Origin of the sequence: Bacteroides sp. An51A (assembly GCF_002161565.1) — a bacterium.
Taxonomy (GTDB): domain Bacteria; phylum Bacteroidota; class Bacteroidia; order Bacteroidales; family Bacteroidaceae; genus Phocaeicola; species Phocaeicola intestinalis.
In genome coordinates this window covers 1-24008 of sequence record NZ_NFIC01000008.1, presented here as the reverse complement: position 1 = coordinate 24008, position 24008 = coordinate 1, and the positions used below count along the sequence as shown (strand labels likewise).

Sequence of the window (24008 nt, the reverse complement as noted above, 5' to 3'; positions counted from 1 at the left end):
GGTTATACTTTTTAATTTATTGTCCTTTTTATTCATGATGTTCTTTCACTCTCGACAAACCGATAAACACCGCCGAAAGCATCGTGAACACATACGCTTGGATGAATGCGACCAAAAGTTCAAGTGCATTCATAAAAATACCGAATGCCACAGCGACAACCGTCATCGAACCATTGATGACAGCACCGGCCTTAACTGTGATGAAAATGATAGCAATCAAACTCAACAAAGCAGCATGCCCCGCCATCATATTGGCGAAAAGACGAATCATCAAGGCAAACGGTTTAGTGAATATACCGAAGAATTCAATCAACGGCATCATAGGAATGGGGACTTTCAGCCATGTAGGAACCTCAGGCCAAAAAATCTCTTTCCAATATGCCTTTGTACCAAAAATATTGGTAAAAAGGAAAGTACATATTGCCAGCACCATAGTAATAGCAATATTACCAGTCACTGTAGCACCTCCTGGGAATATTGGAATCAATCCCATCAGATTATTCACCAGCACAAAGAAGAAAGCAGTCAACAAATAAGGAGCATAGCGTTTGTAATCCTCCCCTATACAACCTTTGATCACATCATTGTATATGGACATTACTGTCGCTTCAACCATTCCCACCCCACCCTTTGGGGCACCTTGTTCCAAAGCATGTTTTTTATACCAACGTGCACAACTTAACATAATCACTACCAATAAGGCACTGTTGATGAATAAGCCTAGCACATTTTTAGTAATGGAAATGTCAATGGGTCTCACCTCTTCGCCAGCAGCATTCCTCTCCACTATCTTGCCGTCATAAGCTCCTCCTTCGGCTATGTACAGACCTTCATATTCTTTTCCTTCCGCAAGATGGGAAGAACAAAACACATGCCAGCCCGTACTGCTTTTCACAATGACTGGGAGCGGAATGGTGAGATGTGTATCACCTACTGTGACCACGTGCCACTCGTAAGCATCACCGATATGCCCGAAAATAAGTTCGTTCACATCTATATCTTCTTCACCGCCGGTCTCCGCCCTCAGCGTCATTGTCGGAATTGCCGACAACAGCAGCAGCGTCAATACTATGTACCGTATTCTTTTCATTTTTTACTTGTTTACTTAATTTCAGTTTCGCTTCAAAGCGAAGGAAGAAACGGGTCTCGAAAACCAGAAACGCAAAATAATAAAAGACAAAAGCCGCCACAAAAGCCACTACGTCTTCTTTTATCACGAATCCATAGGAAACCAGTATCAAAGCACTTAATATCAATTTCAGCACTTTACATATCAGGTAAGTCATTGCTATCTTGTCCGTTCCTAATTCATAACCGAATGCGAACATAAAGATGTATAAAAAACCAAACAGATAAAAGAACACAGGGATAATCGGAAACCAAACAAAGTACCACGTTGGAATAACGAAATGAAAAATCAATCCCATTCCTGCTGTAAGAACAATGCTTGCCACAGTAAGCTCCTCTATGAATTTCTTCTTTACGGTCTTCAAATACATTTTGCCAATACAGCTTTAACTTTGCTACATCTCTCTTTTTCAGAGTTCAGCGCAAACTGATATCTGATTGTCTCTGACTTCTACGAATCCACCCTTAATTTGCAAGGACTGCGATTCTGTCCCAGTCGTATACTTCACTTCTCCAGCCATCAACGATGAAATCAGCGGCGCATGATTCACCAACACTTGGAACTCTCCAAGTTCTCCTGGTAAAACAGCCATATCTACTTTTCCCTCGAAAATAGTACGTTCAGGTGAAGCGATAACCAGATGAAGTTCTTTCATTAGTCATTCATTTTTAAGTTTGTCAGTCCTTCAGCTTATTTGTTTCTTACTTACAGTTTCTATAGCCTAGCTCACTATAGAATAAAAAAACAAAAAACTTAAAACCAAAATCCTTATCCTTTCGCTGCCGCAAGCAATTTCTCGCCTTTCTTGATAGCATCTTCAATCGTTCCCACATTCAAGAATGCCTGTTCAGGCAAGTAATCTACCTCACCATCCAGAATCATCTTGAAACCTTTAATCGTATCTTCAATGGAAACCATTACACCCGGTACACCAGTAAACTGTTCGGCAACAGCAAACGGCTGTGACAAGAAACGCTGTACACGACGCGCACGATTCACGGTCAGACGATCTTCATCAGATAATTCATCCATACCCAAAATAGAAATGATGTCTTGCAATTCCTTATTACGCTGCAGAATCTGTTTTACACGTTGGGCAGTCTCATAATGTTCTTTCCCCACAATCAACGGATCCAAGATACGTGAAGTAGAATCCAACGGGTCTACAGCCGGATATATTCCTAACTCCGTAATCTTACGGCTCAACACCGTTGTGGCATCCAAGTGTGTAAAAGTTGTAGCAGGTGCCGGGTCCGTCAAGTCATCAGCAGGCACATACACCGCTTGTACAGAAGTGATGGAGCCATTCTTGGTAGAAGTGATTCGTTCCTGCATCTGTCCCATTTCAGTAGCCAGCGTAGGCTGATAACCCACAGCCGAAGGCATACGTCCCAACAAAGCAGATACCTCAGAACCAGCCTGAGTGAAACGGAAAATGTTATCGATGAAGAACAAGATATCACGGGGACCGTTTTCACCCGTTTCACGGTCACGGAAAGACTCTGCAAGCGTCAGACCAGACAAAGCCACAGACTGACGTGCACCAGGAGGCTCATTCATCTGGCCAAACACCATGGATACCTGTGACTTCTCCACTTCCTTGTAATCCACCTTCGACAAGTCCCAATTTCCTTCTTCCATACTCTTCAGAAACTCATCACCATAGCGGATAACCCCAGATTCAATCATTTCTCTCAACAAGTCATTACCTTCACGCGTACGTTCACCTACACCGGCAAAGACAGAGAAACCATTGTGTTTCTTGGCAATGTTGTTAATCAACTCTTTGATAAGCACGGTCTTTCCTACACCCGCACCACCAAACAAACCAATTTTACCTCCTTTTAAATAAGGCTCCAAAAGGTCGATAACTTTAATACCTGTAAAAAGAACTTCTTGTGATGTAGCCAGGTCTTCGAACTTAGGCGGCTCACGGTGAATCGGGAAACCATCTTTTTTATCCAGTTCCGTCATACCGTCAATCGCATCACCTACGACATTCATCACACGTCCTTTAATCTGATTTCCTACCGGCATAGAAATCGGATGACCGGCAGGTACGACTTCCATTCCACGCTTCAATCCGTCCGTACTGTCCATGGCAACGCAACGTACGGTATCCTCACCGATATGTTGCTGCACTTCGATTACCAGCGTACGCCCATCGTTACGAACGATAGTCAACGCATCGTGGATTTTCGGCAAGGATTTTTCCACATCCTGTCCTTCTTCCAATTTGAAGTACACATCGACCACCGGACCGATGACCTGCGAAATGTGTCCAACGATTTTTGACATAAGCTTTACTCTTTTTATTATAGATTCAATATTCTGTGTTACCTGAAACAAGTTTTACAATTGTTCAATGTTTGACCAAATCATCTATGCAAATTTAAATAAATATCTTATAAACCTGTCATTCTACATAACATTTTTTTATAAAAAAACCACTTTTCCCACCTAACGTGAAACAAGATATTAACATGACTGTCATTACAGCTTACTTTTTAAACAATTATTCACAGAAAAAGTTCTGAAAACGGTATCGTGTGCGAGAACGACAAATTTATCCGACAATCGTAGCTACCACTCTGCGCGCCCCACCATAATCCCTGAACTCGCATAAATAAATACCTTGCCAAGTACCCAAATTCATATGTCCATCCGTAATGGGAATAGTCAGTGACACCCCCGTCAAACTACATTTGGCATGACTGGGCATGTCATCCGAACCTTCATCAGTATGAGTGTAATAAGGCTGATTTTCCTTCACTAAATCATTATAAATACATTCCATGTCATTTCGCACGCTAGGATCATAATTTTCATTGATGCTCAATGCACAACTGGTATGTTTTACAAACAAATGTAACAGACCTTTTTCTGGAAGTACAGGCAAATGGCTTGCAACCTCCTGAGTAATCAAATGAAATCCTCTTCTTCGAGGTTTCAACGAAAATTCAACTTGCTCAATCATAAGTCACTTACTTTTTATGCATCCAAATCCCGTCCACCTTCCGACGGACCATAACTATATTCAAGACAGACACCAGTAAAAAGACACACGCTCCCGTCAACAAAGCCGGCAACAGACTTTCATTTCCCGCATCAAGAAGCAACGAAGTTATCACAGGCAAATAAGTTCCGCGTATCCCTATTACGATAGCTATGCCCAGCAACAACACAGACAGATTCAGCACAACAGCCAACATTTGATAGGGTCTTGCCACCTGCGCCGGAGTATAACCTATCAACAACAATGTTTCCAACTTTCGCATATTTTTCTGCAACAACAGATAAATACTAAGTATCAAAATATAGAAAGACAAAACGCTTATCAACAAACCGACAGACAAAACCACCCCGACAATCAATTTCAAAAACCAAACTGTCTTTCCAGCTTCCAGTTCGTTCCCTTCCATCTCATAGCCTTTGCGCTGGACAAACTGCACGATGCGTTCATCGGCTGGATTACCCACCTCAACAATCAATCGTGAAGGCTCAGCCTCAACTCCTGTGCTGAAACGTGCATTTGCCCAACGTATAAAAGATTCAGGTACCAATATTGTATTCAACCTACTGGAAAAACCTACGATATGACCTTTCATTTGCTCGGTTTTCCCATTCCCGACCAAACGGATATCCAAATTTACCATACCGATAATCCCTTCAGACAACTGAGGCAAATTCCGACTTTGCGCAAACCCGAAATTATACAAGTTCAAATAATTACGAGGAATGATGATAGGAATGACATTCGACTCGGGATTGAATTTCCATTCCTCCGACTGCACATCGACATACGCATCTGGAACCGATTCAAAAAACAAATCGGTAGACATCTTGATGCCTTGCAACCCCATTCCAGCCATCACTTTAAATTGAGAAGGTAAAAAACTACCCACACGCTTCACGAATGGCTGTTCTTCTATCTCTGCAATATCTCCAGCTGAAAATGTGGTCTGCTTGCCTACAATTGTACCTAACGTACTTACTTTCTTACTTATAATGATATAGTCACCTTTCAAAAAACTGTTTTCCTGAGTGAACATAGGCAAAACATCCCGATAAAACTGTACAGCAAGCAACACGATTACCATTCCACACACGTTTGCCAATGAAAAACCCAGTAATTGAGAAAGGCTGATATGCTGCTTCAATAACTTCCAAATCATATTTTTATAATGAACATTTTATGATTAAACTACAATGACAACACCCTATCGTATTCCAAAGGCAAATGTTTACCAATGGACGTCACCACCGCCCCTGCACCACGTTTACCGATTTCTTCACAAAGTATATCTGCCATCACTTTGCTGTTTCCATCGTCAAGGTGACTGATTGGTTCATCCAAGAAAATAAAGTCAAACGGTTGGCACAAGGCACGAACAAACGCCACACGTTGCTGCTGCCCGAATGACATGCGGCTTACCTTTTGCTCTTTTTTTCCATCAATCCCCAAACGCAAAAGCCACTCGTCAACCTGTTTCCGCGAAGCATAGCGGGTCAATGCATTCTTCAACCGGATATTCTCGATTGCACTCAATTCTCCGAACAACCTCATTTCCTGAAAAAGCATACTCAACGAACGTTTTCGCAAATCCACCCATTCACGCACCGAAAAACTGCGCACATTACGCCCGTCAAAAGTAATGATACCCTGATAATCTTTCCGATACCCATAAATAAAACTACAAAGAGAAGATTTACCTGTACCCGAAGCTGCCTCCAGCAGATAAATCTTCCCTTTTTGAAAGGTTATCTGCCGATGCCATACATCTGAGATAACCATATCCTTGCCGGCAAATACTTCCGGCAACGTTTGTTGCAACTCTATTGTTTCCATTGTCTTCCATTCTTTATTCTTCCATTCGGGAACGATACCCATTGCTCTGACAAATACCGTCCCGAACGCATGAATCACACTTTAATTTATCGAACTCAACAGCACACGGAGAATATTTTGCTTCTTGTCTTTCATTACCAGTTCCATCCGTGACTTTTCCGCATCAACCGATTCAATGACAAGGTAATCCAACCCCTTCACAAACCTGAGCGCCTCCATTTCAGGACGGTCTGGAAATGATTGCCCAGTTTCCAGCAACGCAGCAAGGTTCATTGCATAAAAACAACGTTTTCCCTTCACTTCCTTCCCCCACGGGCAATCACGCAAAGAGAGTCCTTCCACAGATGCATCTACCAACCGGGCATCATTGGTAAAATAAAACTTTCCGTCAGAGACCCCAAACCAGAAAGACAAACTTCCAGAACGCATGCCAAGCATACTGCCATCCATCATCCAAAATTCGTATGCAGAAGTTCCACGGTTTATCAGTTTCATCTGCCCGCCTGTCAGCAAGAGCAAAGGCTTCAAGTCCTCGAATGTCTGAAGAAAGCCATTATCTGTCACATCAGCATACGCAATAAACTTATTCGCCAGCAAATCACCCGCAATTGCCATATCTCCTTTCAATGCACTGAATATGGCCTCAAAATCGACAGGCATCATCGAATTTTCCAACTGGTTATTGAACACTGGATGCTCTTTCAACATTTCATACGCCTTCTTTCCATCCACATTCACCGATAACCAGAAACCCGTATTGGCAGGGAAAAAATCCAAATACTTGCCCGTCACCTTCCCGAACACTTGCATTTGCCTGTCTTTCATCTGCTTCATCACAGGATCCGTTGTCAGGTCAGTAAAGTCAACGGTCATCTTCCCTTCTCCAAAAGTAACCTCCGCCATACATTTCACATCCTTCATCTTCATGTCACCGGAAATACCCATCATCATCGGAGTCACGTAACGTCCGGGAATCAAATCAAGCGTTCCCAAAGCTATGACATCTCCATTCCCACTCTTCATCCTCGCAAAATCCGAAGTGGCACGATAACCTTCTTTCTCGCCTTGGCGCAACAACATCGAAGCAGTATGCAACAGATCTTGCGGTGCACCTCCATTAGGGTCGGCCAGCAACAGTAATGCATCTGACGTGTAGGCCGCAAGCACATTTCCCATAACCGTCCACGAACAACCATTCTCTTCCGTCGGCATTGAACAAATCTGTTGCTTGCTCAAAGCCTTGAATAACTCTTCCAGCTTCCCCTCGTCAGACACACGTGCCAACATCCCGGCCGAAATAGATTGCGATTCCATAAAAAAATAAAGATTCCTGCGAAAATCAATACCACTTTCCGAAGGGTTTTCAATTATCTTGTCTATTAATTGCCCGGAGCCTTGCATACCACTTTTCAATGCATCTCCCAGCCTTTGCACAGCGTTTTTTCCTGTTTCTCCCGACAATCCGCTTTTATCGACAATAGACACGGGATTGACGGATATCACCAAAGCAGCGTCTTCGGGCAAAGCAGATTCATATTCATTTCCGCCTGTACAAGACACCATCATCCCCACAAGCATCGTCCAACAGGCCATCCAGACACTTATTGTCTTCTTCTGTATCATAACATTTATATATTAAAAAATTTATTATTAATGTCCGCATCTACCCCCATCTAACTAAGTTGAAAACGCAATAGTACTGCATTGGCAGATGAAGTATATATCCATAGGCGGATGAAGTATATATTCAATCGCACATGCAGTATATATTCATTTTTCAGGGGTATATATTGGCTGTTTGCAGACATTCATTTTATTATTTATTCATTCACATGTGCCAAGTTCATCAAATGCACCGATACCAATGCCGCCGTCTCCGTCCGCAGCCTTGACTTTCCCAGGCTTACCGGCTGGAAGCCGAAAGATTCCGCCAGCTTTACTTCTTCCGGACTAAAGTCACCTTCAGGCCCCACCAGTACCACTGCTCCAGCTTCCGGATTCAGCACGTTCCTTAACAAAGGCTTTTCTCCCTCATAACAATGAGCTATGAATTTTTGCCCCGGAAAGTCCTTACACACGAACTTGGCAAAATCTACCATTCCATTCACCAAGGGTTTCCGTGCTTTTAGCGACTGCTTGACTGCGGATATCACAATTTTCTCAATACGCTCATTCTTCACCACTTTACGTTCCGAAAAACGGCAATTCAAAAATGTCAGTTCATCAAAACCAATCTCGGTAGCCTTCTCCACAAACCACTCCGTACGGTCTATGTTCTTCGTAGGAGCCATGGCAAGATGCAAATGTCCTGTCCAAAGCGGTTCCTGAGCAATGGTTTCAATAACCTTTACACGGCACCGCTTCCCGGCAATGCCATCTATCAAAGCCTTGTAGAAAAACCCCTTTCCATCGGTCAACAAGACTTCATCTCCCACGGTAAGCCGCAGCACACGCAGACAATGAGCCGCCTCTTCTTCGGGCAACTCCGCTTTAGTCCTTATGTCAGGCGTATAAAATGTATGCATAATTCCTCCCTGTATTAGTTTTTATTGTTTTCTTCATTTTCCCGTTTGCGGATTTCATCCCGCAATTGCGACGCGCGTTCATAATCTTCACACTGAACCGCCTCATCCATCGCCCTTTTCAGCATATCAATATCTACCGAGTTGATTGACATCGTATAGCTGGAACCGTCCGAAGAAATATTGCGCAAATGTTCTTTTTCCAAAATATCTTCGTATACATAAAGCGGGAAACCTGCCCGCAATGACAACACAATGGCATCCGACGTACGCGCATCTACTACATCCACTTCCCCATCGGCTCTCCTTATATATAAATAGGTGGAATATATTCCATTCTTCACTTGATAAATAACCCCTTTCAGACATTGCAGACGACCAACTGCCATCACATTCAACAACAAGTCGTGCGTAAACGGACGTGGCGGCCTATAGTGCATTTCCGCCATTTTGATGCCCTGCGCTTCAACCGCCCCGATAATCAATGCCAGTTTCCGTTCCTCTCCCCCAACTTCTTCCAAAACCAACGCAAACGAATCTGACGGTTTCAAGACCGATGACATATCCAGAATCTTCAGTTCAACCTCTTTCATTCCTTCACGTGTTTATATTTAAAGACGATGGCAAACAAGATTGCCACCACCAATGCGTATGCAGCAAAAACAAACCAAGCACGGCTCCATCCCTCTACCTGAGGAAGCGAACTGTTGAAGTCGACAAAACGATTGACCACCGCCTGCGCACTCAGCGTACCGATGGTAGCTCCCAAGCCATTGGTCATGATAATGAACAGCCCCTGCGCGCTGGAACGCACATCCACATCCGTTTCTTTGTCGACAAACAAAGAGCCAGACACGTTGAAAAAATCGAAAGCCACACCATACACAATCATCGAAAGGATAAACATCCACACACCTTCACCCGGATTTCCAAAACCGAACAAGCCAAAGCGCAATACCCACGCCACCATTGCGATAAGCATCACCTTCTTGATACCGAAACGACTCAGGAAAAAAGGTATCAGCAGGATACAGCACGTCTCGCTAATCTGCGACAAGGAAATAAGTAAATTGGCATGCTGAACGCCGAACGTATCAGCATACTCAGGAATAGCACTGAAACTCGTAATATACGGATTGGCAAAACCATTGGTAATCTGCAAAGAAACTCCCAGCAACATGGAAAATATAAAAAAAACAGCCATCTTGCGCCGGCGGAACAACAGGAAAGCTTTCAACCCCAATGCCTCAGCCAATGATTTCGTACCTCCACCGCCACGATTTACCGGACAAGCAGGAAGTGTGTTGGCATAAATAGCAAGCAGAACACCCCAACCAGCACAAACAAAGAACTGCATATAATTGGATTGGAATCCCCACAAATCCACCAGCCACATAGAACAAATGAAGCCAATCGTGCCACACGTACGAATGGGTGGAAAAGCCTTGATAGTATCCAGCCCTGCGCGGTCAAGGGCGGAATAAGCTACTGAATTCGACAATGCCAATGTAGGCATATAAAATGCCACACTCATTGAATAAAAAGCAAACAGAACAGGAAACGAAACCTGGTCGCCTGCCGTCAAGCCATAATAACCTGCACCCGCCATAAACAGAGCAGCCAGCAAATGACTCAGCCCCAAAAGCCGCTGGGCAGGCACCCAACGGTCGGCTATGATACCCAAAATCGCCGGCATGAACAAGGAAACGATACCTTGCATAGCATAAAATATCCCGATGTGACCTCCCAGCCCAATTCCTGCCAGATACGTCCCCATCGAAGTCAAGTAAGCCCCCCACACAGCAAATTGCAGGAAGTTCATCACTATCAATCGAACTTTGACATTCATATTCGCTTCATTTAATCATATATATTCCAAATAAAAAACAATGAAACAAATATACGGAAAGATTATGACTTTACAAATTGTGAAACAAGAAAATAAGAAGCTGTTTTGAATTTCTCCAAAAAGTTTTTCTTGGCTTGATGTATCCGTTTTCGTGTGTGCTTTGGGCGATTTTTTGGTCCTTTCCGCTCCTGTTCTTCGTCAGATAGCCCGCTATCTTCCTCATCACAGAAGCGAAAATGCCTCAAAAACTCATCCCAAATCATCGCACGATAAATTCAAAACAGCTTCTAAAAAACTGATTTCAAGCATGCCTTTTAATGAACATAAGTGAGTTAGCCGTTTCACATAAGTAAGTTATGCGTTTCACATAAGCAAGTCAGTCCTATCACTTATGTTCGTTTGAGAGTGTCAGCATGTGAATGTGTCCTGCAACGACATCAGCAAAACGCACAAATCCATACCGCGCATAGTATGAAAATAGAAAATAAGGACATTCATAAAATAGAAAACCCATAAAATAGAAACCCATAAAATAGAAAACCATAGATTGAAAAAAAATAGTTTTAAAAACTTGTCCAATTCAAAGAAAAGCCATACCTTTGCAGCCGGAAAAGAAAAAGAAAGATTTTCAATTTAATCAAAACCTATTAAAGGCTTGTTAAGAAGAATGTCATTCTTTTCAGTAGCAATGAAAGGACAAACCGGTCCGGCAATTGCTACAAAAGTTCAGATGGCGCTTTCGTCTAGTGGCCTAGGACGCGGCCCTCTCACGGCTGAAACACGGGTTCGATTCCCGTATGCGCTACCAACCTAAATTATATTGGAAGTTTGGGTGAGTGGCTGAAACCAGCAGTTTGCTAAACTGCCGTACGGGTTACCGTACCGGGGGTTCGAATCCCCCAGCTTCCGCTATAACTACTGGACAGAAGTGAATAAGGTCCCATAAATCAATGATTTGTGGGACTTTTTTTACAACTAAAAGTCCACAGAAAACAACATTGTATCTTGTATTATACATAATACATTCAGGGCAAACGCATCTAAATTATACAGATTATCATCTACAGCAGCATTACACGTCCTCCAAAGACCGCCTTTGGATACCCCAAAACGTATATCCCAAGGGCAGTGTTTTGCAGAAATCAAATGCGTCGGCCCTGATAGTACCGTATCTTGATTTTATCAATAAGCATTTTTTTCACCATGAATGGCATTACGGACTGTGCGGTAGATGATATATAAATCCAACCCGAAACTCCAGTGCTCAATATACCAGATATCACCTAAGATACGTCCTTCCATATCTTTTAATTCTTTGGTTTCCCCCCGATATCCCGTCACTTGGCTCCAGCCTGTTATGCCTGGCTTAACAAAATGACGTACCATATATTTATTAATCAATTTAGAATATTCTTGTGTATGTTTCAGCATATGGGGACGTGGTCCGACTATACTCATGTCACCTAGTAATACGTTGATAAATTGAGGCAATTCGTCTATATTGGTTTTACGCATAATATCCCCCCATCTTGTTTTACGCGGATCATTTTTAGTAGCTTGTACGGTATCAGCATCTTTGTTGACCTTCATAGAGCGGAACTTGATGCAATAAAATTCCTTATCGTTCAGTCCATTACGTTTCTGGCGGAAAAATATCGGACCAGGCATGGTTAATTTGGTAACGATAGCCACAATGATAAAAATGATAGGAAAGAAAGTACATAAGAACAAGAGTGAAAATGCAATATCGAAAGCACGTTTCAAGAACTTGTTTTCCGGACGGCTTAAAGGGTCTGGGCGCAAACTGAGGTAAGGCACATTACCCATCATATTGAAATATACCCGGTTATGTAGATAGTTGCGAAGATTAGGAACGCTGTAAAAATGTACCACATTATTCTCGCAATAATTGATAATGGGCAAAATGACATCTGCTTTTCGCGATGGAAGACAACAGAAAAGATAATGAATATAAGGATGAGCAGAAAGATAGTGTTCCACTTCTTCCGGCTTGCCTAGATAAGTGCAATGTTCATTATCCATGTTAGGATTTGGTTCATCATCAAAATATCCCACAACCCCATAACCACTTGCCGGGTCATCGGTCAATTCATGGTATAACTCGATATTGTTTGGAGTACTTCCCACCAAAACTACATAGTGTATGTTTTTTTTGTTGTTCCGGTAAATTTTCAGGCATGTGCGGAACATAAGCCTGTATATACTTATAATAAGGAATAAGGCAGACAGATAAGCTGCATAAAATAATGATATGACATTAAAATGCATACCTACCGTTAATAAAAAACCACTTACAATGGTAAAATAGAATACATTACGAAATACACGTGCAACAATTTGATACGAATGTACCTTTTGTCTATGTAATATAACCCCTCCACGCATTGTGCATAATAAATAGCAAAGCGATATTACTATAAGAATCTGGGGTAAACTGGAATTAAACGAAACAGGCTTGTCCATCATGTTGCCCCAATAATAAAAAGCATAAAACAATCCATTACATAGGCATAAGTCCCCCATTATCACAAAAGCCTGGATGATACTGTTGTATCTTAGGATGCGATTGCTATTACTCTCCATATAAAATAAGGTTTTAGTTAGACTTTATTTAGTAATCAATTCCTTTAAAATAGTTTCTTCGTCTTTTGCCTGTCTGTTTGTTTATTGTGCAAAGATTGTAGAAATTTTAAAGAAAAGCAAATTTTACCCCCTCAAAATCTCATTGATATTTAAATATATGTTAAATAACACACGATTTTTCTTATATATGTATGTTGAATAACATAATATATATATCTTTGCATCGTGTTTTTCATGGTATTAGATTTAAGGTTAATGAAGATTGGGAATCTGGGAAGATTCCCTTTTTTTATGCTTGCTTTTTCCGATGCATATCAGTCCCTCCAGAGCCACTTTAGAAGCTGTTTTGAATTTATCGTGCGATGATTTGGGATGAGTTTTTGAGGCATTTTCGCTTCTGTGATGAGGAAGATAGCGGGCTATCTGACGAAGAACAGGAGCGAAAAGAACCAAAAAATCGCCCAAAGCACACACGAAAACAGATACATCAAGCCAAGAAAAACTTTTTGGAGAAATTCAAAACAGCTTCTTACTGTAGATGCGACAATATCGGTGCTAAAACTAATCTGTTCATGATAGAACCGCCAATGAATGAAGAATCCTTTCGGACATGGCTTCATCAGTCACATTACCGAAAAACTTTGAAAATCAAAGAAAATAAGCCATATCTTCACTTATGCCAAAACAAGACCTTTTACACGACTTTAAATGAAAGAACCATGAAGGCTTGACTTTTTTTCTTATTACTCTAGCCTATAAATCGAGATTTATATCTAAATTTGCAGGGTAATTTAAAGCTCAAAAATTATGTTGATTTACAATACGACCTTTCACGTGGAGATGGCTGACGCACGCAATTTCGTCATCTGGCTTCACGAATGTTATATTCCCGAGGCAGAAAAATCGGGAGAGTTGAGCAACCCGCGCATCTTGCGCATCCTGAGCCATAAGGAGCAGGACAGCGAGTGCTTCTCTTTGCAATGGGAAGTGGAAGACAGTGCCGCACTGCACCGCTGGCACACGCAGGTGGGAGCACACCTGAATGAGGAACTAAAAAGAACGTTTAAAGACAAGGTGATAGGTTTTCCTACCTTGATGGAGGTCATCGCGTGATACAGCCTGTAAGGGAAAAGATTATTCTGGGCATCGATCCGGGCACGAACATTATGGGCTATGGTGTCTTGAAAGTGACCGGCATTAAGCCTGAAGTGATAACACTGGGAGTCATCGACCTTCGCAAATGCGGTGACCCTTATCTGAAACTGAAACATATCTACCAGCGCGTGCAGGGCATCATCGCTTCGTACCTGCCCGATGAACTTGCCATCGAAGCCCCATTCTTCGGAAAAAACGTCCAGTCTATGCTGAAGCTGGGACGTGCGCAAGGAGTAGCGATAGTGGCAGCTTTGTGCCGTGATATCCCCGTAACCGAATATGCACCTTTGAAAATCAAGATGGCGATAACGGGAAACGGACAGGCCAGCAAAGAGCAGGTAGCAAATATGCTGAAACGGATGCTCCACATCCCCGACTCAGAAATGGGTCCCTTTATGGATGCCACCGATGCACTGGGCGCCGCCTATTGCCATTACTTACAGATGGGGCGTCCGGCACTTCCCGATGCCTATTCGGGATGGAAAGACTATCTTCGGAAACATCCGGAGAAGATCGTGAAATGATGTAAGCTTGTTCACCACAGCAGCACATAGAAGTTTTAATATTTGCACCATCTGTGATGAGTAATAAATATACAGACAATGAATATAAAAACAATATTGTTGATGGGAATGTTAACTACAATGATTTTCGCTTGCCAGCCACATTCTGTTTTGTATGCTTCCTACGATGAGTATCCGGTATACGAAGGGAAGTGGGAAGAAATGACATATACCCCTTTGCATACCAGTTTCGCCTTGTGGGCACCTACCGCCCAACAAGTAAAAGTGCTAGTGTATGAAACCGGACAAGGAGGGTCTGCAAAACGAATGGTTGACATGGAGCCGGCCGAAGACGGTATGTGGAGAACATCGGTAGAGGGCGATTTAAAAGGCTGTTTCTATACTTTTAATGTGCGGATAAACGATGTGTGGCAAGGTGACACACCAGGACTATGGGCAAAGGCAGTGGGCGTAAACGGAAACCGGGCAGCCATTATCGATATGAAAGAAACCGACCCCACCGATTGGGAGAACGATCGCCGTCCGACGGCAAAAAGCTTGCAAGATGCCATCATTTACGAAATGCACTTACGCGATTTTACCACGGATAGCACAGGAGGCATGAAATACCGGGGTAAATACCTTGCCTTGACAGAAGATACTACACATACATGGATGGGAGAACATACAGGACTTGCACATCTGAAAGAGCTAGGGGTAACGCATGTACAGCTGATGCCTGTGTTTGACTTTGCTTCCATCGACGAAAGCCATCCCGAACGTACCCAATACAACTGGGGATATGACCCGAAGAATTACAACGTGCCTGAAGGCTCGTATGCTACAGACCCTTATAATCCCCAAGTGCGTATCCGCGAGTTTAAACAGATGATACAGGCTTTACACAATGCGGGTATCCGTGTAATTATGGACGTAGTATATAATCATACGTTTACTGTTCAAGGAAGTGTGTTTGAACGTACTGTCCCAGGATATTTCTATCGCAAGGATGCGAAAGGAAATTTTGCTAATGGATCGGGATGCGGAAACGAAACTGCCAGCGAACGAGCGATGATGCGCCGCTTTATTGTGGAATCGGTCTGTTATTGGGCAAAAGAGTACCACATCGACGGATTTCGTTTCGACTTGATGGGCTTACACGATGCAGAGACAATGCGTACCGTACGTCATGCACTTGACCGTATTGACCCTGCCATCTTCATCTGCGGCGAGGGATGGGCGGCATCAGTTCCAAGTCTTTCGCCCGACCTGCTTGCCATGAAAGAGAACGTGAACAAAATGCCCGGAATAGCAGTCTTCCGCGACGAATTCCGCGATAGTTTGCGCGGGCCATTCGGAAATGACAAGAAAGGAGCTTTCCTGATTGGCAGACCAAACCACGAACAAGGCGTACGTTTCGGCATATCGGGAGGCACATATCCCTTGACTCCCAATGACTCATGTACGGGTTCTCCACTGCAATTCATCAGCTATGTCAGTTGCCATGATGACTTGTGCCTCACCGACCGTTTGAAGGCAACACTTCCAGGAGCTTCAGTGCAGGAACTAGGTTCGCTGCAAAAACTGGCGGCTACTGCCCTCCTTACCTCGCAAGGAGTGCCGTTCTTATTCGCGGGAGATGAATTCTTGCGCACAAGACAAGGGAAACCTAACCCGTATAACCTGCCAGATGAAGTAAATGCCATCCGCTGGAATGACAAGACATTGCATCGTGACGTATTCGATTATTACCGAGGGTTGATAGCCATGCGCAAGGGGCATCCAGCCTTCCGCATGGGAGATGCTGCTTTAATAAGAGAACATTTAGAATTTATCCCCGTGCCTGCTTCTAGCGTTGTAGCTTTCCGCCTGAAAGGGAACCCATGTGGAGATGCTTGGCTCAACACAATAGTAGTGCTCAATGCACGCACAGAAGCCGTAAAAGTGAATATTCCAGAAGGGAAGTACTGGGTGGTATGCCAGAATGGAAAAGTTGATTTGGTACTGGGACTTGGCACAATAACGGGGAACCAACTCCAAGTAGCTCCTCGCTCAGCTACGATAATACACCAATGATTTATGGAAACAAGAACATTAAGACACAAAATCGCGAAGAACTCCTTTTTAGGAAAAACCAAACCCACAGAGATTTGCCGAGAATTATCTCTCCACATGCTCTGCTTCTCTAAAAACAGGAAACTTTGCTTTAACAATAACAACTCTGCGTATTTGCGTCTTTGTGTTCAATTATAATATAAAAAACAATGCAACATATCATTACCATCGAAAACGGCATAACCCGCCATCCGGCATACCGGATGAAAGAACCAGTGAACCTGCAATTCAACGAAGGTGAACACATCGCCATCGTCGGACCCAACGGTGGAGGAAAGAGCCTGCTGGTTGACACCCTAACCGGACGTTATCCCTTGCTAATGAACGAAGTGAAATATGACTTCTCGCCTTCTGCATCGAAAATGGTGTCCGATAACATCAAGTATATCACCTTCCGCGACTCGTATGGTGACTCCGATGCTACATATTATTACCAACAACGCTGGAATGCACACGACCTGGACGACACGCCTGTTGTACGCGACTTGCTCCCCGAGTGTAAGGATGAAACGTTAAAACAAAACTTGTTTGACTTGTTCGGCATCAAGGCGATGCTCGACAAACATATTATCCTTCTTTCAAGTGGCGAACTCCGTAAGTTCCAGCTCACCAAGACCTTGCTGAGTCATCCTAGGGTGCTGATTATGGACAATCCGTTCATTGGCTTGGATGCCAAGACGCGCGACTTGCTGCATGTCTTGTTGAAACGCCTCACCGAGGTAACCCACCTACAAGTCATTCTTGTGCTTTCGAAGTCGGATGATATCCCTGCGTTTATCACCCACGTAGTGCCTGTGTCCAACAGAGTATGCGGAAAGAAAATCACACTTTCTGAATACTTGGCTTCGCATCCTGAAATCCCAGCTTGTGTATTGTCTGAGGAAAAACGCGCACGCATCCTGAATCTGCCATATGCCGAAGGTTTATATCACAGTGACCACATCGTTGACCTGAACAAGGTGAGCATCCGTTACGGAAACCGCACTATACTGAAAGACCTCGACTGGTCTGTGCGCTGCGGCGAACGGTGGGCCTTAAGCGGCGACAACGGATCAGGCAAGTCTACCCTACTCAGTCTGGTATGTGCCGATAATCCGCAAAGCTATGCATGTGACATCTCCCTCTTCGGACGGAAGCGCGGAAGCGGAGAAAGTATTTGGGAAATCAAACGGCATATCGGGTACGTCAGCCCTGAAATGCACCGCGCCTATTTGAAAAACCTACCAGCTGTCGACATCGTGGCAAGCGGCCTGCACGACTCCATCGGGCTATACAAAAAGCGGAGTGACGCCGACCGTGCCATGTGTGAATGGTGGATGGACATCTTCGGTATCCTCGCCTTGAAAGACCGCAGTTTCTTACAACTTTCCAGTGGTGAACAACGCCTCGTATTACTGGCACGCGCTTTTGTGAAAGATCCCGAGTTATTGATATTAGACGAACCACTTCACGGACTCGACTTGTTCAACCGCCGGATGGTGAAAGACATCATCGAGGCGTTTTGCCAACGCCAAGGCAAAACTTTAATTATGGTGACACACTACCAGGAAGAACTTCCGGCATGTATCACCCACCGGCTTTATTTGACAAGAAACAGATAAAGATATACTAACGACAAGGTGGAAATATACGAGTAATGTTGTATACCAACCCACTTTGCCACATTGATAATTATAACCATTATGGAACAGACACATAAAATCAACAAAGTAGAAATCCGCAACTTGCGGATGGAAGATTATGACCAGTTGGCACAATCATTCACACGCGTGTACGCCGACCGGGACGTATTTTGGACACGCGCTCAGATAAAGAAGTTGATTGCCATTTTTCCGGAAGGGCAAATCGTGACCGTGGCAGACGACAAGATTGTAGGCTGTGCGCTCTCCATTATCGTTGACTATGACATGGTGAAAGGCGACCATACCTATGCCAAAGTAACTGGCAATGAAACTTTCAATACCCATAACCCGAAAGGGAACATCCTCTATGGCATCGAAGTGTTTATCCACCCCGAATACAGAGGTCTTCGCCTGGCACGACGCATGTATGACTACCGAAAAGAACTGTGCGAAAAGTTGAATCTGAAAGCAATTATGTTTGGCGGACGCATTCCAAACTATCACAAGTATGCCGACACGATGCGCCCGAAAGAGTACATCGAAAAAGTACGCCTGCGCGAGATTTATGACCCTGTACTCACCTTCCAGTTATCGAACGACTTCCACGTGCGCCGTGTGATGCGCAACTACTTGCCCAACGACGAGGAATCGCGTCATTGCGCCACACTCCTTCAATGGGACAACATTTACTATCAACCACCTACCGACTCGTATGTAGACAAAAAAACTACCGTGCGCGTAGGCCTGGTGCAATGGCAGATGCGTTCATACAAGACTCTTGATGATGTATTCGAACAGGTAGAGTTTTTCGTGGATGCCGTTTCGGGCTATAAGAGCGATTTTGTACTTTTCCCCGAATATTTCAATGCTCCGTTGATGGCTAAATTTAACGATATGGGTGAGGCACAATCCATCCGCGCCCTGGCGCAATACACCGAAGAAGTACGTGACCGCTTCGTTGAGCTTGCCATCAGCTACAACATCAACATCATCACCGGAAGCATGCCTTACGTAAAAGATGACGGAAGCCTGTACAACGTAGGATTCCTCTGCCGCCGTGACGGAACTTACGAAATGTATGAAAAAGTCCATGTCACCCCCGATGAGGTAAAGAGCTGGGGCTTGAGTGGTGGACGTATGGTACGTACCTTCGATACCGACTGTGCAAAAATCGGCGTACTGATTTGCTACGACGTCGAATTCCCCGAACTCTCCCGACTGATGGCAGACCAAGGGATGCAAATCCTTTTCGTGCCTTTCCTCACCGATACACAGAACGGATATTCACGTGTACGTGTCTGTGCCCAGGCGCGTGCCATCGAGAATGAATGTTTCGTGGTGATAGCTGGAAGTGTCGGTAATCTGCCCCGCGTGCATAACATGGATATCCAATATGCCCAGTCGGGTGTATTCACGCCATGCGACTTCGCTTTTCCGACCGATGGCAAACGTGCCGAGGCTACTCCGAATACCGAGATGATTCTGGTATCGGATGTCGACCTTGACCTGCTGAACGAGCTTCATACCTACGGAAGTGTACGCAACCTACGCGACCGTCGCAGCGACCTCTACGAACTGCGAATGAAAAAGAGTGCACAAGAATAAAAAACTAAAGGAAACGAATGTTTTTAATAATGTGCTTTAAATGAAGATATACTTATTTGACATTTCAGGCTGTAGCAGTTAACTGGAATGGCTTATGAAGTATATCTTCGTTTTCGTAGATGATGCATTGGCTGAATGGCAGACATTCATCTAAAGAAAACTTATCATTTTAACGAACTATTGTTTATGGCAACATTAATCTTACAAAAGGTTGCTTCTTTTTCAGATAACACATTTAGAATATTACAATTCCATTTCAAAAACATACATTTTGCTATATTGATATTGATTTACATCAATAAATGACACCTTTATTTGTGATTTTCTCCAATATTGTTTTTATGTTATTCAACATATTCTTATCTTTGCAGTGGTAAAAAGATAAAGCTCGAGCTAAACTAGATTTAAAAAGATAACGTAATTGTTTTAAGGTAACAAGTTTTTAGGTAACATTTAAAATTTAGGTATTATGAAAAAGTTTGGATTAACATTAGTAGCTGCTTTAGCGTTTTCTGCATCAGTATTTGCTAACGGTGTGAATGATTCAACTGCTGTTGCCAAATGGGATGGATCTATTAACAAGGCTAAACTGAATAAGTATTTGAAATTAACTTCAGCACAGAATGAAGAAGTTGCAGATATCTGCGATTACTTTCAGGAACAAATGAAGTTAGCGAACAGATCGTCTAAAGATACTGACCAGAAAGTCCGTAATGCGGTTTATGGAAATTTGAAGTTGATGAAAAAGACATTAAATGACAAGCAGTATGCCGATTACGTTCGTCTGATGGCGTTAACTTTGCGTAATAAAGGCATCAACATCGACAAATAATTCGTTCAAATAATTTAACCATAAGGCGAATCAATAATCAATTTTATCTGATTCGCAAGCAACATTGGATCAGGTTAGCATTGCAGCAACCAGCTCCATGAAAATAAAAACAGTGTCAGCTAGAGATAAAAACATTAACTCTGCCGGCACTGTTTTTTATACAATATCTCTAACCTGATACAAGACAAAAACATGTTCTCACTATCAGCCAACTTCTAATACTCCTTTCCCTGTTTCCAATCAGGATTGGAATCCTGCAAAGCAAAACTCCAATCCTCAGGAAGAAAAATAATCAATAAGCACGTGCAAACAATACGCGGCGTACCGAAGGTTTACCTGTTACCATATCGACGCCCGGTGTCAGACTTTCCTCGTCTGCTTCGAACGGGATGCAACGGATGGTTGCTTTCGTCTCTTCCTTGATACGTTCTTCAGTTTCAGTCGTACCATCCCAGTGTGCAAGGATGAATCCGCCCTTTTCGATCTGTTCCTTGAACTGTTCGTAAGTATCCACTTTCACAATGTGTTCATTGCGGTATTTCAAGGCTTTCTGGTAGATATTCTCCTGAATTTCTTCCAACAGATTCTTTACGTATTCCTCAATACCATCGCATGAGCGGGTCTCCTTTTCCAACGTATCGCGGCGCATCAGTTCAATGGTATTGTTTTCAAGGTCTCTGCCACCCATTGCCAAACGTACGGGAACACCCTTCAGCTCGTAATCGGCAAACTTAAATCCCGGACGCTTATTATCGGCATTATCATATTTCACGGTAACCCCCATATTACGGAGTTTCGTGACAATACCTTCCACTTTCGCATCAATCTGTTTCAGCTGCTCATCGTTCTTGTAAATAGGAACAATGACCACCTGAATCGGCGCCAGATGTGGAGGAAGAACCAAACCATTATCATCCGAATGAGTCATGATAAGTGCCCCCATCAAACGGGTAGACACTCCCCATGAAGTAGCCCATACGTAATCAAGCTTATTGTTCTTATCGACGAATTGCACATTGAATGCCTTAGCAAAATTTTGTCCCAGGAAATGGGATGTACCACACTGCAAAGCCTTACCGTCCTGCATCAGTCCTTCAATGGTATAAGTATCCAATGCTCCGGCAAAACGTTCGTTGGCACTCTTCACTCCTTTAATGACCGGCACTGCCATGTATTTTTCAGCAAAATCACCATACACGTGCAACATCTTCTGTGCTTCGGCTTCGGCTTCCTCACGGGTAGCATGCGCCGTATGTCCTTCTTGCCACAGAAACTCGGCTGTACGCAGGAAAAGACGTGTGCGCATTTCCCAACGCACTACATTTGCCCACTGATTGCAAAGGATAGGCAAGTCGCGATACGAATTAATCCAGTTTTTGTAGGTACTCCAAATAATGGTTTCCGAAGTAGGACGGATTATCAGTTCTTCTTCCAGTTTAGCTGCCGGGTCGACAATGACACCCGAACCATCCTCGGCATTCTTCAGGCGATAATGAGTGACCACCGCACATTCTTTAGCAAACCCTTCCACATGTTCTGCCTCACGGCTCAAGTATGATTTTGGAATAAGTAACGGGAAGTAAGCATTCACATGTCCCGTTTCCTTAAACATTGTATCCAGCTGGTGCTGCATTTTTTCCCAGATGGCGTACCCATAAGGTTTGATTACCATACAGCCACGCACGGGCGACTGCTCTGCCAGGTCTGCTTTTACTACCAAATCGTTGTACCATTGCGAATAATTCTCGCTTCTTTTGGTCAGTTCTTTCAGTTCTTTTGCCATAGATATGTCTTTTGTTTGATTATTCTCCAAGATTTCGTTCGAATTGCAAAATTAGTAAAAAAAGCACTCAATATCGCGTAACGGGCTGTTTTTTTCTCATATCCGGAAGCCATAATACCAAAAACTTCAGATATTTCCGATGCTTTACACACACAATCACAGCAAAATCTGCAGCAAGAGCCTGATTCTTATGGAGAAAAATTACGGAGATTTGTACCTTAATTACAGATTCTATTCCATCAAGCATAGCATTTTTCCACAAAATATGTATTTTTGCTACATAAAATATAACATGCATATGAAAGAAGATTTTATCAAATTGGATTCGGTAGAAACGTACAATAAACTATTCGGGTTAGAATCGCTCCATCCGCTGGTAAATGTCATCGACCTGGACGAAGCAACATACTTTCCTACTCATTTCACCATCAATTATGGAATATATGCCTTGTTTCTAAAAGATACCCGATGTGGAGATATCCGCTATGGCAAGCAGACTTACGATTATCAAGACGGAACCATTGTCAGTTTCGCACCTGGACAAGTTGCAGAAACAGAACTTCAGAAAGGAGTAAAGCCCAAGGCTAAAGGCCTCTTGTTCCACCCTGATCTGATAAAAGGTACGTCACTCGGACAAGAAATCAAATCATATTCATTCTTTGCATATAGTTCGTACGAAGCATTACACCTCTCGGATGAAGAACAAAACACCATCCTTGACTGCCTGACAAACATAAAAGCAGAATTGATGCACCCGATAGACAAACTAAGCAAAAGGCTGATAACCAGAAATATACAACTACTATTGGATTATTGTATGCGTTTCTACAACCGACAGTTCGAAACCCGGAAAGAAGTCAACAAGGATGTCCTGACACGTTTTGAATCGTTGCTGGATGACTATTTCCACAACGGAAAGACCCAAGTAGAAGGTATTCCCACAGTGAGATACTTTGCAGAGAGAGTATTCCTATCGCCCAATTATTTTGGAGACCTCATAAAAAAAGAAACAGGCAAAACGCCACAAGAATACATCCAGAATAAAATCATTGACACCGCCAAGGATCTGCTTTTAGGTTCGGACAAAACCATTACTCAAATAGCCTACGAACTAGGGTTTCAATATTCACAGCATTTTAACCGGGTTTTCAAAAAGCATACAGGACACTCTCCTAATGAATACCGGAAAACACAAACATTTTATCCAACAGCCTAAAGACTGCGATATTCCACATCCGTTTATTCATAATTCCAGTCCGCTGGTCCATTGTTGCCGAACATGAAGAAGGTAGAGGAAATTAAGAAGCTGTTTTGAATTTATCGTGCGATGATTTGGGATGAGTTTTTGAGGGATTTCCGCTTCTGTGATGAGGAAGATAGCGGGCTATCTGACGAAGAACAGGAGCGGAAAGGACCAAAAAATCGCCCAAAGCACACACG

22 protein-coding genes and 2 tRNA genes are annotated in these 24008 nt (G+C 43.2%); 10 read left to right on the top strand and 14 right to left on the bottom strand.

The genetic code is table 11. From position 1 onward, the window contains the following. Positions 1 to 28 precede the first annotated feature (28 nt). The 12 genes from atpB to B5G04_RS19970 form a co-directional block, all read right to left on the bottom strand. A complete protein-coding gene (atpB, locus tag B5G04_RS15395; protein WP_204247027.1) occupies positions 29 to 1090 on the bottom strand; it encodes a F0F1 ATP synthase subunit A in 1062 nt (353 codons plus the stop codon). Continuing rightward, a complete protein-coding gene (locus tag B5G04_RS15390) occupies positions 1005 to 1499 on the bottom strand; it encodes a hypothetical protein (RefSeq protein ID WP_022040756.1) in 495 nt (164 codons plus the stop codon). The genes atpB and B5G04_RS15390 overlap by 86 nt, the downstream gene beginning before the upstream one ends. A 39-nt stretch (positions 1500 to 1538) precedes the next feature. Further along, positions 1539 to 1784 (bottom strand): ATPase F1 complex delta/epsilon subunit, encoded by a 246-nt coding sequence (locus B5G04_RS15385; RefSeq protein ID WP_022040757.1) that lies wholly within the window; start codon positions 1782 to 1784, stop codon positions 1539 to 1541. Positions 1785 to 1897: 113 nt separating this feature from the next. Then, on the bottom strand, positions 1898 to 3427 hold the full coding sequence (atpD, locus tag B5G04_RS15380; protein WP_087208809.1) for a F0F1 ATP synthase subunit beta: 1530 nt from the start codon (positions 3425 to 3427) through the stop codon (positions 1898 to 1900). 268 nt (positions 3428 to 3695) lie between these two features. After that, positions 3696 to 4106 (bottom strand): secondary thiamine-phosphate synthase enzyme YjbQ, encoded by a 411-nt coding sequence (locus B5G04_RS15375; RefSeq protein ID WP_022040760.1) that lies wholly within the window; start codon positions 4104 to 4106, stop codon positions 3696 to 3698. Positions 4107 to 4113: 7 nt separating this feature from the next. After that, entirely contained in the window at positions 4114 to 5304 is a 1191-nt protein-coding gene (locus B5G04_RS15370; RefSeq protein ID WP_087397975.1) for a hypothetical protein, read from the bottom strand. A 29-nt stretch (positions 5305 to 5333) separates the two neighbouring features. Continuing rightward, a complete protein-coding gene (locus B5G04_RS15365; RefSeq protein ID WP_087208830.1) occupies positions 5334 to 5978 on the bottom strand; it encodes an ATP-binding cassette domain-containing protein in 645 nt (214 codons plus the stop codon). Between the two features lie 81 nt (positions 5979 to 6059). Beyond that, positions 6060 to 7601, bottom strand: coding sequence for a DUF4836 family protein (locus B5G04_RS15360; RefSeq protein WP_087397974.1), 1542 nt, complete (start codon positions 7599 to 7601; stop codon positions 6060 to 6062). A gap of 197 nt (positions 7602 to 7798) precedes the next feature. After that, on the bottom strand, positions 7799 to 8503 hold the full coding sequence (locus B5G04_RS15355) for a 16S rRNA (uracil(1498)-N(3))-methyltransferase (RefSeq protein WP_087208812.1): 705 nt from the start codon (positions 8501 to 8503) through the stop codon (positions 7799 to 7801). A gap of 14 nt (positions 8504 to 8517) precedes the next feature. Further along, positions 8518 to 9093, bottom strand: coding sequence for a bifunctional nuclease family protein (locus tag B5G04_RS15350; RefSeq protein ID WP_087247244.1), 576 nt, complete (start codon positions 9091 to 9093; stop codon positions 8518 to 8520). Next, positions 9090 to 10349: an MFS transporter gene (locus tag B5G04_RS15345; protein WP_087247242.1), complete on the bottom strand. Its 1260-nt coding sequence runs from the start codon at positions 10347 to 10349 to the stop codon at positions 9090 to 9092. Before B5G04_RS15345 ends, B5G04_RS15350 begins: the two co-directional genes overlap by 4 nt. Positions 10350 to 10411: 62 nt before the next feature. After that, positions 10412 to 10612: a hypothetical protein gene (locus B5G04_RS19970; protein WP_158100116.1), complete on the bottom strand. Its 201-nt coding sequence runs from the start codon at positions 10610 to 10612 to the stop codon at positions 10412 to 10414. A gap of 469 nt (positions 10613 to 11081) precedes the next feature. Between B5G04_RS19970 and B5G04_RS15340 the strand changes: the two genes are divergently transcribed. Both B5G04_RS15340 and B5G04_RS15335 read left to right on the top strand, forming a co-directional pair. Continuing rightward, a tRNA-Glu gene (locus B5G04_RS15340) sits at positions 11082 to 11157 on the top strand. 14 nt (positions 11158 to 11171) lie between these two features. Continuing rightward, positions 11172 to 11258: transfer RNA gene (locus B5G04_RS15335), tRNA-Ser, on the top strand. Positions 11259 to 11531: 273 nt separating this feature from the next. Here B5G04_RS15335 and B5G04_RS15330 read toward each other — a convergent pair. Then, positions 11532 to 12953, bottom strand: coding sequence for an undecaprenyl-phosphate glucose phosphotransferase (locus tag B5G04_RS15330; RefSeq protein ID WP_087247368.1), 1422 nt, complete (start codon positions 12951 to 12953; stop codon positions 11532 to 11534). Between the two features lie 362 nt (positions 12954 to 13315). On the opposite strand from B5G04_RS15330, the gene B5G04_RS19965 reads away from it, so the two are divergent. The 7 genes from B5G04_RS19965 (at position 13316) to B5G04_RS15300 (ending at position 20785) form a co-directional block, all read left to right on the top strand. After that, positions 13316 to 13684, top strand: coding sequence for a hypothetical protein (locus B5G04_RS19965; RefSeq protein ID WP_158100115.1), 369 nt, complete (start codon positions 13316 to 13318; stop codon positions 13682 to 13684). A gap of 76 nt (positions 13685 to 13760) precedes the next feature. After that, positions 13761 to 14066 (top strand): DUF4286 family protein, encoded by a 306-nt coding sequence (locus B5G04_RS15325; RefSeq protein WP_022039152.1) that lies wholly within the window; start codon positions 13761 to 13763, stop codon positions 14064 to 14066. Then, positions 14063 to 14632: a crossover junction endodeoxyribonuclease RuvC gene (gene ruvC, locus B5G04_RS15320; RefSeq protein ID WP_022039151.1), complete on the top strand. Its 570-nt coding sequence runs from the start codon at positions 14063 to 14065 to the stop codon at positions 14630 to 14632. Before B5G04_RS15325 ends, ruvC begins: the two co-directional genes overlap by 4 nt. Before the next feature lie 78 nt (positions 14633 to 14710). Next, positions 14711 to 16687 (top strand): type I pullulanase, encoded by a 1977-nt coding sequence (pulA, locus tag B5G04_RS15315; protein WP_087247370.1) that lies wholly within the window; start codon positions 14711 to 14713, stop codon positions 16685 to 16687. A gap of 188 nt (positions 16688 to 16875) precedes the next feature. Continuing rightward, the gene (locus B5G04_RS15310; protein ID WP_087247372.1) at positions 16876 to 18327 is read left to right on the top strand and encodes an ATP-binding cassette domain-containing protein; all 1452 of its coding nucleotides are present in this window, start codon (positions 16876 to 16878) and stop codon (positions 18325 to 18327) included. A gap of 81 nt (positions 18328 to 18408) precedes the next feature. Further along, positions 18409 to 19953, top strand: a complete 1545-nt coding sequence (locus tag B5G04_RS15305; RefSeq protein WP_022039148.1) for a carbon-nitrogen hydrolase family protein — start codon at positions 18409 to 18411, stop codon at positions 19951 to 19953. 469 nt (positions 19954 to 20422) lie between these two features. Further along, the gene (locus tag B5G04_RS15300) at positions 20423 to 20785 is read left to right on the top strand and encodes a hypothetical protein (RefSeq protein WP_022039147.1); all 363 of its coding nucleotides are present in this window, start codon (positions 20423 to 20425) and stop codon (positions 20783 to 20785) included. Positions 20786 to 21077: 292 nt separating this feature from the next. Here the strand turns inward: B5G04_RS15300 and proS are convergent, their stop codons facing one another. Next, the gene (gene proS / locus B5G04_RS15295) at positions 21078 to 22568 is read right to left on the bottom strand and encodes a proline--tRNA ligase (RefSeq protein ID WP_087212719.1); all 1491 of its coding nucleotides are present in this window, start codon (positions 22566 to 22568) and stop codon (positions 21078 to 21080) included. 298 nt (positions 22569 to 22866) lie between these two features. Between proS and B5G04_RS15285 the strand changes: the two genes are divergently transcribed. Further along, a complete protein-coding gene (locus B5G04_RS15285; protein WP_087398035.1) occupies positions 22867 to 23784 on the top strand; it encodes a helix-turn-helix domain-containing protein in 918 nt (305 codons plus the stop codon). The last annotated feature ends 224 nt before the right edge of the window (positions 23785 to 24008 follow it).